Origin of the sequence: Oceanobacillus sp. HCA-5259 (assembly GCF_037892815.1) — a bacterium.
GTDB classification, from domain to species: Bacteria; Bacillota; Bacilli; order Bacillales; family Amphibacillaceae; genus Oceanobacillus; species Oceanobacillus indicireducens.
On record NZ_JBBKBV010000034.1, the window covers coordinates 24,210 to 36,237 of the forward strand.

11 protein-coding genes, 1 other RNA gene and 1 pseudogene are annotated in these 12,028 nt (G+C 35.9%); 7 read left to right on the top strand and 6 right to left on the bottom strand.

The window, feature by feature from the left end:
• Nucleotides 1–47: 47 nt before the first annotated feature.
• Nucleotides 48–581, bottom strand: coding sequence for an isochorismatase family cysteine hydrolase (locus WKU33_RS15340; protein WP_156855318.1), 534 nt, complete (start codon nt 579–581; stop codon nt 48–50).
• Between the two features lie 134 nt (nt 582–715).
• Between WKU33_RS15340 and tadA the strand changes: the two genes are divergently transcribed.
• The 3 genes from tadA (at nt 716) to WKU33_RS15355 (ending at nt 3,008) form a co-directional block, all read left to right on the top strand.
• Nucleotides 716–1,177: a tRNA adenosine(34) deaminase TadA gene (tadA, locus tag WKU33_RS15345; RefSeq protein WP_340455408.1), complete on the top strand. Its 462-nt coding sequence runs from the start codon at nt 716–718 to the stop codon at nt 1,175–1,177.
• 70 nt (nt 1,178–1,247) lie between these two features.
• Nucleotides 1,248–1,513, top strand: an RNA gene (gene ffs, locus WKU33_RS15350) — signal recognition particle sRNA large type.
• A gap of 319 nt (nt 1,514–1,832) precedes the next feature.
• The gene (locus WKU33_RS15355; RefSeq protein ID WP_340455410.1) at nt 1,833–3,008 is read left to right on the top strand and encodes a GNAT family N-acetyltransferase; all 1,176 of its coding nucleotides are present in this window, start codon (nt 1,833–1,835) and stop codon (nt 3,006–3,008) included.
• A gap of 434 nt (nt 3,009–3,442) precedes the next feature.
• On the opposite strand, the gene WKU33_RS15360 is transcribed toward WKU33_RS15355, so the two are convergent.
• The 5 genes and pseudogenes from WKU33_RS15360 to WKU33_RS15380 all read right to left on the bottom strand — a co-directional run bounded on the left by WKU33_RS15360 (nt 3,443) and on the right by WKU33_RS15380 (nt 6,824).
• On the bottom strand, nt 3,443–4,822 hold the full coding sequence (locus tag WKU33_RS15360) for a DHA2 family efflux MFS transporter permease subunit (RefSeq protein ID WP_340455412.1): 1,380 nt from the start codon (nt 4,820–4,822) through the stop codon (nt 3,443–3,445).
• Between the two features lie 162 nt (nt 4,823–4,984).
• Nucleotides 4,985–5,149, bottom strand: coding sequence for a DUF4181 domain-containing protein (locus tag WKU33_RS15365; RefSeq protein ID WP_255783437.1), 165 nt, complete (start codon nt 5,147–5,149; stop codon nt 4,985–4,987).
• Nucleotides 5,150–5,566: pseudogene (locus WKU33_RS15370) on the bottom strand (GNAT family N-acetyltransferase); the annotation flags it as partial.
• Nucleotides 5,566–6,300: a hypothetical protein gene (locus WKU33_RS15375; RefSeq protein ID WP_340455414.1), complete on the bottom strand. Its 735-nt coding sequence runs from the start codon at nt 6,298–6,300 to the stop codon at nt 5,566–5,568. The pseudogene WKU33_RS15370 and the gene WKU33_RS15375, both read right to left, overlap by 1 nt.
• 131 nt (nt 6,301–6,431) lie before the next feature.
• Complete coding sequence (locus WKU33_RS15380; RefSeq protein WP_340455415.1) at nt 6,432–6,824, bottom strand: hypothetical protein; 393 nt, start codon at nt 6,822–6,824, stop codon at nt 6,432–6,434.
• Nucleotides 6,825–7,488: 664 nt separating this feature from the next.
• On the opposite strand from WKU33_RS15380, the gene WKU33_RS15385 reads away from it, so the two are divergent.
• The 4 genes from WKU33_RS15385 to WKU33_RS15400 all read left to right on the top strand — a co-directional run bounded on the left by WKU33_RS15385 (nt 7,489) and on the right by WKU33_RS15400 (nt 11,971).
• On the top strand, nt 7,489–8,814 hold the full coding sequence (locus WKU33_RS15385) for an ABC transporter substrate-binding protein (RefSeq protein WP_235763165.1): 1,326 nt from the start codon (nt 7,489–7,491) through the stop codon (nt 8,812–8,814).
• Nucleotides 8,815–8,935: 121 nt separating this feature from the next.
• The gene (locus WKU33_RS15390; RefSeq protein ID WP_238471640.1) at nt 8,936–9,682 is read left to right on the top strand and encodes a glycerophosphodiester phosphodiesterase; all 747 of its coding nucleotides are present in this window, start codon (nt 8,936–8,938) and stop codon (nt 9,680–9,682) included.
• A 377-nt stretch (nt 9,683–10,059) separates the two neighbouring features.
• Entirely contained in the window at nt 10,060–11,106 is a 1,047-nt protein-coding gene (locus tag WKU33_RS15395; RefSeq protein WP_340455420.1) for an ABC transporter ATP-binding protein, read from the top strand.
• Nucleotide 11,107: 1 nt separating this feature from the next.
• Nucleotides 11,108–11,971 carry a carbohydrate ABC transporter permease gene (locus tag WKU33_RS15400; protein ID WP_235763168.1) on the top strand — a complete coding sequence of 288 codons (864 nt, stop codon included), beginning with the start codon at nt 11,108–11,110 and terminating at the stop codon, nt 11,969–11,971.
• Nucleotides 11,972–12,028: the final 57 nt, after the last annotated feature.

The window sequence follows — 12,028 nt, forward strand, 5'->3', positions numbered from 1 at the left end:
TGAAACACTCTCTCAAGTCTTTTTCTTGAGAGAGTGTTTTTCAAATCTTATATCGGTTCAATATTTGCCTTCATGACGGAACGCATTAAATAGAGTGCATAATCATTTGTATCATTCTCCTCAGACGCCATACAGTTCTTTGGAATATGCAAGTTCATTTTGTACATATAAGCATCCTTTGCCGTGAATAAAATACAAATATCCCCTGCTATTCCCGCAAGAATGAGCGAATATCGATTTAGATCGGTTAGCAGCGAATGGAGCGGTGTCTGGAAAAAAGCGGAATGCTGTGGTTTAATCAAGAAATAATCGTCATTATCCGGTTTCAGCGCTTCAATTATTTCTTTACTATTATGATTCGTACACTGTCTAATAATTTTATTAAAATCTGCTTGCCATAATCCATAATGGTCATTAACATAGATGACAGGCAGATCGTTTTCCTTTGCAAATGTCTTTAGCTTGATTAGGTTTGGTAAAATCATCTTTGTATTCCTTAATAATTTATCTCCACCGGAAAAATTAAAATCATTAATAATATCAACGAAAACAACCGCCGTATCTTCCAAAATTTGCATCATCTTTGCCCCTTTGTGAAATAATGTTTATCACGTATTAATGAGTTTCACTTTATTATTCCATCTAAAATGAATGTTTAATTAATTATTTCCTTATCTGATAAATTCAAACTTATAAAGAAATGTTGGGTTAATTTATGTATGATGAAAATTTTATGCAAGCAGCGATAAATGAAGCATTAAAAGCGAGAGAAGTGGATGAGGTGCCAATTGGTGCAGTAATCGTCCTGAAGGGGGAAATTATTGCAAGCGGATATAACCTCCGGGAAACATCACAGCAGACTCTTTCTCATGCTGAGCTTACTGCAATTGAAGCAGCAAATGAAAAAATAGGCAGCTGGCGTCTGGAAGATTGTACACTATACGTCACTTTGGAACCGTGTCCCATGTGTGCAGGGGCCATCGTGCAGTCAAGGATGAAACGTGTTGTATATGGTGCTCCAGATCCGAAAGCAGGTTGTGCGGGAACATTATTCAATCTACTGGACGAACCACGTTTCAATCATCAAGTTGAAGTAACGAGCGGTGTCCTGCAGGAAGAATGTGCGAGCTTGCTTACTGACTTTTTCAAAGCACTTCGGAAGAGGAAAAGTAAGTGATCCTAGCTTTGTTGTTTCATGAAATGTTTTCCATTGCAAATTGAATAGGAAAACGTTATAATGGGACTTACCGTGCTAAGCGGGGAGGTAGCGGTGCCCTGTACTCGCAATCCGCTATAGCGAGGCTGAATCCCTTGCCGAGGTATGGCGACTGTATGGTCTGCCTTAGTGAATTGGTGTTGACGTTCAGGTCCTGCGCAACAGGAACCCACGAACCCTGTCAGGTCCGGAAGGAAGCAGCAGTAAGTGGTCATTCGTGTGTGCCGCGGGGAAGCCTAAGCCGAGCCATGAAGCTAAGAAGCGCATATGGACGTCGTATCGACGTGAGGTGCACGGTATACATATTTCGTGAGCAACGACTTTAGACATCACAAAACGGTGTTGTCCAGAGTCGTTTTTTTATTTATCAATCGCATCATGATAAACTAACGGTAGAGCTAATACTCCTCCTTGTTGTAGAAACAAGTTGTCTGAACAACAGGACGAATAATGCAATAGAATACACGAAAACTTTATATCGCAGTGATAAATTTACTTATGACACTACTGCAGGTTAACATACGGAATATGTCACTTTTTCCTTCAAGTTAAATCCGAGCAACCGTTATTAAAATGGTTTCATTATGTATCGTTTAAAATTTAAGGAGGTACTGAAATGGGTAAAATCATTGAATTAAATCAAAGTCACTATGACGAGGTATTTTCATTATCCCAATTTGCATTCCAATATGAATTAACAGAAGAGGAATTACATCGAAAAAAGGAAGAAGCGGAAGGATATACTATATGGGGAATGATGGATGAGGAAAAGCTCGCTGCTAAGCTGCATTTGATTCCATTATCTGTATCTATTAATAACAGTCCCTTTCAGATGGGAGGGATAGCTTCAGTCGCAACATGGCCGGAATATCGCAGGAAGGGAATGGTAAAGGAACTTCTGCTTCATGCATTGCAGACAATGAAAGCACAAGGACAGACCATTTCTTTCCTCCATCCTTTCTCTGCTCCATTCTACCGTCAATATGGCTGGGAGATGGCTTTTGCAGAAAAGCATTACGAAATACCAATGAAAAATTTAAAACAGAATTGGGATGGGAAAGGCTATGTCAGAAGAACGAATAGCAACATACCTTTACTGGACTCCATTTACCGCAAGTATATAAAGAATTATAATGGCGCCATCCTGCGAGATGAAAAATGGTGGAAACAACGAGTACTAAAAGATCAGCGTATGATTGCAGTCTCCTATAATGAAGAGAACCAGGCGGAAGGATATATTATTTATCAGCTAAAAGATCGGGTGTTCAAGGTCGATGAGGTTGTCTACTGTACAACGAATGCACTTAAGGTTTTATTGCAATTTATCGCAAATCATGACTCCATGGCTGAAAAGGTAGAAATGGTTGTTCCAGAAAATGATTTATTGCCATTACTCGTGAATGAACCGCGCTTCCAGCAAAACATTATACCGTACTTCATGGCAAGAATTGTTGATGTGGAAGCTTTTTTAAAACAATACATGCGTAGTAACCCTACAGATTTCGGTTCATTATCGATTAGGGTTGAAGATTCTTTTATAGAAGAGAATACGGGAATATACATTCTTCAGGGAACCGATGGCAAGGTTGATATTAGCTACAAGCCAATCATGAATAGTATAAAAGCCCCGATGATAAGCTGCACAGTGCAACAACTTACTTCGATGCTGCTTGGCTACCAACGACCAGAAGATTTATATCATTTGGGACTGATTGATGGAACCACGCAAGCAATTGAAATATTAGAACATCTTATTCCAAGAAAACAGACGTATTTTCCAGACTTTTTCTAACTGAATGATTGGTGGGCTATTTTACGAACAATAGAATAAGTAGTTGGGTTGTAGAAAACCGAGTCCATAAGTTTAGTAGCAAGGGAAATCGCATACTGGTAGATGATAAACATCGTAGAGGGATGCTATATCCTCTACGGTGTTTATCATCTAATGAGTCATTCAATATGCCACTACATTTGTACCTGCTAACACTTATGCTCGCATCACACTGTTTTTATTCCACTTCTGAACAGAACTGCTTGAAGGCACAGAAGTCATGAGAGTAAAAAAATCCCATTTAATGAAACAAAAAATAGATATACCAGTAAAATTTTTTCATGAATTCCTTCAATTGTTCCACATGGGACAATTTTGTCTGTACTGTCTACTCCACTATGTATATTCAACAAAGGGATATTTCTCCTTTATTAGAAACATCCTTTTTCGTTCCTTTAACTTTCTTCGCGAATAAATACAGAAAGCACCGTACCAAGGATAGCAATCCCAGCCATCACAAGAAGCGCAAAAGTCGTTCCCCAGTATGTTCCGACTTTGAATGGTGCGTCCGTCACAGAGGTCGTGATACTGATGATGGTAGAAAGTGAGATAATCCCAAACACCATGCCGAATTGCCGTACTGTGTTAACGATGGCAGAGCCGTGAGCCATATCTTGATTATCAAGCACGTTCATGCTCAATGTTACGAGTGGCATAAGGTTTAAACCGAAACCAGCCATGAATAAACAGAAGTACAGCATAATCCAATAGGGCGAGCTTTCCATTGTTACCGTACTCAGTAATAAAAGCGATACAGAAATGAAAGCAAAGCCAATGACTGCAATACGTTTTGTGCCGTACCGATCAAATAGATTCCCTGAAACGATGTTAATAATTGATAATAAAATGGTTCCCGGCACAAGGATAAAGCCGGATAAAAATGCATTTGTCTCGAGCACATCCTGCGCGAACATCGGGAGAATCGTCTCTGCAGATAATAACAGCATCAGATTGATGAAGACAAGAATCATAATGAGTCGGAATGTGGAATGACCGAACAATCTCAAGTCAAGAATCGGTAGGGGTAAGCGAAATTGTCGCGTGATAAAGAATATAAGCGCAACTAATCCAATCCCTATCGGTGCAAGCACCAACACATCCCAAAATTCGAGTACACTAATATTACTTAAACCGAAAATGAAAAATGAAAAACCGATAGCAGATAAAATGATGGACGGAAAATCCAGCTTTGAATCCTGTTTTTCCAGCACATCCTCCATCAGAAATATCGCTAGGATTAACGTGAGAAGTACTATCGGGAGCAGCATCCAGTGTAAGGAACGCCAACTGAAGAAATCAATAATAATTCCCGAAATAGATGGTGCACTTGCAGGCGCTACGTTTACGACTGCACCGAGTAAGCCCATCGCAAATCCTCTTCGTTCATAAGGAAACACAGTAAGCAAAATCGTCTGTACGAGTGGCAGAATAATTCCTGCTCCAATTGCTTGGACAACCCGGGCAAATGTTAATGTATAAAAGTCTGGAGCAAATCCACCAATAATTGTTCCAACAAGTAGGCAGGAAAGAGAAAAGACAACGAGCGATTTTGAAGTAAATCGATTGGATAAATACCCAGTCATTGGAATAAAAATAATTGTCGTAAGCAAAAATGCAGTCGTCAGCCACTGGACTTGGGTAGCGTTCAGATCGAATTCCCGCATGATGGTCGGATAAGCGGTGATGAGCAAGAATTGGCTGAATGTAAATAAAAAGGCTGCTGTTATAATGACAACAACAACCCCCTTTGATTCGATTCTTTTATTATTGCTCAAAAGACATCCCTCCTTTATCTTTCGAAAATCTTAGTTGCTAGAAGTATAAGCTTTCTGACAAGTAAGAGCAAATACCATTCATGAGAAGAAAAATCAAAAACCCTGTCTCTCCGCTAGAAACAGGTTTGCAGGCTTACCTAAGTTCGATTGTTATTCACTTTTTCATAAAAACCAGAAGAGTTTCTCTAGATTGTAAATAAAAAGTACGGCGAGAACGAGAATGATAACCGTTGTGATATATTGTTTGGAGTTCTTTAAATACTTCCATTCCAAAAAGGCTTGAAAATCAATAAGTATAATCATGTACAGAATAAAAAAACCTTTCATAATCGCATTTTCATTCTTTTCCCATACACCCAACCAGATTTTCTTTTTATGAAGGGATTCCGCGATTTCTAAAGCTTTATTGAATAAGTATTTTCCTAGGCCATTTTTGTGAAAAGCCTTTTGTATGTAAATCCGCTCAATTTCAAGGGCATCTTCACCCATTTCCTCTGCCTGGGTATCACCGATATTCACCTTTAAAAACCCGGCAAGCTCCCCATGAAAATAAAGAAAAAGGAATTGGGAAGAGGGATTAGACAGTTCTTTTTCCAATTGTGCCGGGTGATATGCCCGTTCCATATAAGCTTTCATATTTTCCGGCGCATTTTGATCTTTAAATGTCTCATTGAATGTGTTTTAACTAATTTCTCGAAGCTCTTGCAGATGCTCTCTGCTGCATGATTGTAAATGGATTGTCATTATACAATTCTACTCCTATCTTCTTTTATCGTGATTTTTCCCCGAATCATTTGAAAACTAATCATCGCAATCCAGATTGTAAATAGCAATCCGATCGCTTCGTTAAAATCGTGCATATTTTGTTTTGCCTGCATTAAAAAGAACCAAGCGAGAAAGGAACCGATAATTTGTATGGCTCCTACAATACACCCAAATATACCAATCTTTTTAAAAGAATTAAATGAAAATAGACCGATTGAATGAATCATAACCCAACAGCTTAAGCAAAGGTTCGCTAGAATATACATACTGACTGAAAGCCCGCCTTCTAGCATGGCCCAATCATATAGCAAGACAGCAAAAGAATGAGCTACCGTATCTTCCGTGGTACGGTACAAGTTAAACGCATATTCAACGGTCACTGCTTGGAGCATTAGGGATAAGCCATACAAAGTAAATCCAGAACAACCTGCAACTAATGCGATGGTATTTTTTAATCGAAAAATCTTCAATTCTTTAAAATGGATGTACAGACCAATTGGCAGTAGGACGGATAGTAACATAACGAAGGCTTTACTCCCGTGGTCAAAACCTAAAAGTCCAGGGAAATTACTGTAAAATTCGATACCTGTCTGTGCCATCGCAGCCTCATCATTGATGACCACCGGGTTTAATTGATTAAATAAAATATGGATAACCATCCAAATGATTAGAATGGAAACATGCATTATTCCGGCCCAGCCAATTGCCTTCAAAATTCTTCACTCCCAATATTTAAAAATTCCGTCTCTTTATAAAGCACCCTTGTATCACAATAGCAGAACAAGGGTTAAAGTATGTACGATGCCCTAAAGTAAGAAGCTTTCTCTCTCATCTTATTCCTTTTCTATCTTGTACTGAAGTGGTTAATGATTAAAATATAAAATGGATAGAAAATTAAAGTTCCTGCTAAAACCCATAAGATAGTTTGGTTAGTTGGTATCGGAGCGGCAATGGCAGGAAACGCTTGGGTAAAGATAAAAACAAATAAAGCAAAATACGGTATCCAAAGGAGTGCTGCCCAGGACTTCATCTTGTCCTGTCCGAACCATTTTTTAGTTGGAAATAATAAGGTCAGTCCGGCACCTAGGACAATAACTAGAAATGTAATGGTCGCCATGATGTTCACTAATCTCGTCTGTTCCCCAGTTAAATTGCTAATATTTGTCACATTCAACATAAATTCAACTGGAACAAATAGAATTAGAGCGTATAAGATACTAATAATATTTAACCTCACAAACTTCAATCTATCAACATCCCTTCCCGTTATTCCTCTCCCTACCCTTTAGAGTAACATATAACTTGGGGATTTGATTGTTTCAGTTGATGGTAGTCAATATATCTTAGATATGATTGAAAACATTGATTTTCCATTAGAAATACAAATTAAATATAACTTTAAAGACAATGACTCCAATATTCGACAGGTTCGTAAATTAAAAGACGATTTTCAAATGATTCGTATTTGCGGTGTCGTTTTACTATCCCTTACTCCTATTCAGAAAAGGAGTATTTAAGCATTATTCTGGTGAAATACAAGTAAACCTCTCATAGTTTAGTTCTTATATTCCTTTGAAACAACTAAAGGAAATGGAACCCCCTCAACTGTCTTAAAAACACATTTGAGATAATTATAATATACTTAAAAACCTGAATACAGGTATAATTCAGGATTGTTTTCTTAGGGTAAAGAATTGTAAAGATTACATTAACCCGCCTTTTTTTGAAGAAAAAAATGATAATATAAAAACTGTATGAAAGATATCAATCTTTCGTTAGATGTTTTTTAGTAAAATTACAGTCGACAATTTACTTTGAAAGGTGGTATGAGTTTTATAAAAATCTATTAAATAATATAGTTTTTAAATGTAATTATTTATCTAAAACTAGGAGGAAAAATAATGAATAGAAAGTCAATGAAAGGAATACTATTATCACTTTTCATAATTAGTATTTCAATGATATTAGTAGCATGTGGTTCATCATCAGATGAAACTACTCAAGCGAGCGACTCAGAAAATGACTCTGAAACTCAGCAGGAAAATGGAGAAGTTACAGAAATTACTTTTTGGTATGCTTTTGGTGATGCAGTTGGTGAAAGTAACGAATCTTTGACTGAAGAATTTAACGAAACAGTAGGCGCCGATGAAGGTATTCATGTAAATGCGGAGTTCCAGGGCGACTATAATGATATTTATTCGAAATTACAAAGTGGATTTGTGGCCGGTGAAGTACCGAACATTTCAGTTATTAACTCACTTGGGGTACTCCAATTTGCTAAAAATGACATGTTAGAACCGATTGGTGATTTTATTAGCAATGAATCTTTGGATGATTTCTATCCAGGATTATTATTAAATAGTTATTATGACGATGTTCAATATGGATTACCTTATTTAAGAAGTACTCCTCTAATGTATTACAACAAAACATTATTTGAAGAACTCGGAATTGATGAAAACTTAGAGACATTTGATGATGTTAAGGCAGCATCTGAAATTTTAAATGAAAATGGCTATACAGGTATGGGCTTCATACCAGACCAGTGGCATTTTGATGCTTTGATGCGCCAAAGTGGTGGTGGAATAATGAATGAAGATATGACCGAAGCAATATTTGCATCTGAATCTACAGTAGAACTATTCGAATTCCTTCGTGAAAATATGGAAGAAGAAAACTTTGATTTCTATCAAAGTGGTGATGATCAAACAACTGCTATTGCAAACCAGGGATTAGGTATTTGGCTCGCTTCAACTGGTAGTTTAGCTAATACTTTAACAATAGCAGAAGACGCTGGTTTTGAAATCGGCACAGCTTTTATTCCAACTAAAGATGATATCCGTAATGTTCCTACAGGAGGAGCAAACATTGTAATGGTAGCTGGACAATCTGAAGAAGAAAAAGAAGCTTCAGCTGTATTTATGAATTGGTTAACAGCACCTGACCAAGCTGCAAAATCACATGTTAACACAGGATATTTACCTACACGTCAAAGTTTAGGAGAACATCCAGATGTTGTTGCGATTAATGAAGAAAATCCACAATATCAAACTGCTTTAGACCAATTAGACCATGCTGGTATTGAACCTAATGCACCAGGATATGCTGAAGTTGTTGCCCTTGTCTCTAATATGATTACTGAACTACTTACAACAGATGTTGAAATTATGCCGACATTGGAATCATACGAAGATGAAGCCAATGCAGTTTTAGAAGAAAATCGTTAATAAATTCTTTTGAATTTGATTCCTTAATAGTCTTGTAGTTGTTAAGACTACAATACTATTACCCATTATCTTAAAAAATTAAACATTATCTAACATTATTATTGAAAAGATGTGATGAAAAATGGAAATATTAAAAAACAATCATACGATTTATGTTTGTGCACATAGAGGATATATGTCAAAGTTCCCGGAAAATTCTTTGCTAGCATTTCAAAAGGCACTAGATTTAAATGTGGATGCTATAGAAATGGATCTTCATTACACAAAAGATCAAAAAATTGTAATTTTCCATGATGAATCAATTGATCGAATGACAAATGGTAGTGGGAGAGTAGAAGATTTAACTCTTGAAGAGTTACGGGAATATAAATTATTAAACCCTGATAATACGGAATCAAATGAAACGATACCTACTTTTGAAGAATACCTCAATTTGACTAAGAACTACGACAGCTTATACCATTTCGTTGAAATAAAAGAACAAAAAGATAGTGTAGATTTACTAGAGGAAGTTTATCTCATGTTAAAAGAGAGGAGTCTACTTAGTCGAACACTACTAACTAGTTTTGACTATCCTGTTATCGTTGCAGCGCATAATAAGAAAATGTTTACCCAGGGCTTTTTGTTTTCTAAGATGAAGAACAAACCGGAGAATGAAGATAATTACTATGATTTGTTAAATTGTGTAGGTTTATTTAAAAACGATGTTACTGAAGAAGAGGTATCTTTTGCTAAAAATCAAGACTTACAAATGACATTAGTACCGATTGATACTACAGAAGATATAAATATTGCAGTAGACCTAGGCATCAATATATTTGCTTCTGACGAGTTAGAAAACACAATTGAATATAGAAATAAAAGATAGGAACATTATCCTAAACAAGATATTTACACATGTCACACAGATCGTAAAGCACCGGAGATGTTCTGTACTCAACATTCTCACCGGTATGTTCACGGATTTACGGGAAGGAATCAAGTTGCGAGAAAAGAAATACACAGCTTATCTTACCAGATCAATACGAACTTAATAATAACAGTTCACAAACGAAATTATTGAAATCGTGAAAAGTATTCCACAAGAGCTAAGAAATGATGAATAGCAAAGGTCTTGAAATCATCACAGTCGCTACGTTTTATTCTGAAGCTAAAGATTTCCAAAAAGAAAGTTTGAGTAATTCTGAGGTGTCAGGAGTATTTTGAAGATAATCAAAGTATATAGATGGAGGATATAAGGATATTATGGGATCAATAGAATTGAAAAATATCACAAAGTCTTATGACAATAAAAAGAATGTAATAGAAGATTTAAACTTAAAAATTCCAGATGGTAGTTTTACCGTATTGATTGGACCAAGTGGGTGCGGGAAAACAACTACTCTGAGACTAATTGTTGGCCTTGAAGAACCTACTAGTGGAGAAGTATATATTGATGATAAATCGATGGAAAAAGTAGAACCTGGTGATAGAGATATAGCAATGGTTTTTCAGAACTATGCACTTTACCCAACAATGAACGTAAGAGAAAATATAGAGTTTGGATTAATTAATAACAAAGTCAAAAAAGAAGAACGTGACAAACTTGTTACAGAAATTGCAGAAATAGTTGGCTTAGAAGATTTTCTTCAAAAAAAGCCTGGTGAATTATCAGGTGGTCAGCGCCAAAGAGTTGCCTTAGCTAGAGCCATGGTCAAAAAGCCAAAGGTGTTTATTATGGATGAACCACTATCAAACCTAGATGCAAAACTAAGAGCACAGATGCGCATTGAATTAAGTGAATTGCATCAAAAAATGAATACGACATTTGTATATGTTACTCACGACCAAACGGAAGCAATGTCAATGGCAACTAATATTATTTTAATGAATGATGGAGCAATTCAACAACATGATACTCCTGAAAAGTTATATGAAGATCCGGCTAACTTATTTACTGCAGAATTTATTGGATCACCATCTATGAATACGTATGAAATAAATGAAATACCTGACTATAATCCCCCCATTCCTGAAGCCAAATATGTAGGATTTAGACCATCTGCAGCAGAATTTATTCTAAATAGTACATCTGAAAAAATGAACAAAAATGATTTGATCATAAAGGTGAAGATTATCACTCGTGAATATTTAGGTTCAGAAATTATATATAATTGTGAAAGCGGCTTTGGAAAAGTATATTTTAAAACATTTCAAAAGGAAGATGTGTCGGACGAAAATGAAATAACACTGTACCTTCCTGAACAAAAATTATTTTACTTTGATGAGGAAGGGAAGAGGGTGCATATTTAAAATGAAAAGAAAACTATTTCCCTACTTTTTGGTTTTACCAACGATGATTGTAATCATTCTTTTTAATGTATACCCAATTTTAAGGATGTTATATCAAAGTTTCCATCAATGGAACATGATAAATGATATGCAATTTATTGGATTCGATAATTTTATAAAACTAGCTTCAGATAAAGTGTTTTTACAATCACTAGGTAACACATTCTATTTTGTATTTTGGAATGTTCTTTTATGTACAGGTTTGGGTTTATTGTTAGCAGTATTTTTGCAAAAGAATACTAGATTCAACAGATTTTTACAATCAATCTCCTTTTTCCCTTATGTCGTCTCTCTGGCATCTGTATCCCTACTATGGTCCTGGATTATGAACAAAGACTATGGATTACTGAATTATGTCATTTCATTTTTCGGTATTACATCACAAGACTGGCTTGGGAGTCCGGGTTTGGCAATGAATTCTATCATACTTATATCAGTTTGGAAATCGGTAGGGTTCAATGTTTTAATTTTCATATCTGCTTTACAAAGAATTCCAAAATATATATATGAGGCTGCGATATTAGATAATTCCGGCTCATTTCAATTTTTCAGGAAAATTACACTGCCAATGATATCACCAACTTTATTTTTCATAACAATTATAAACATAATCAATTCCTTTAAGATATTTGAAACTGTACAGATATTGACACGAGGCGGCCCTTTAAACTCAACAAGAACAATTGTTTATGAAATTTATGAAGAGGGGACTTTATTCTTCAATGTTGGCTATGCATCTGCAATGGGAGTAGTATTATTAGTAATTTTGGCTATTTTGACAATAATATACTTTAAAACACAATCTAAACGTGTCCAATATCAATAGCATAAGAATAGGAAGGTAAATAATGAAAATAGTAAAAAAAAGTTCCCATTTAATTTT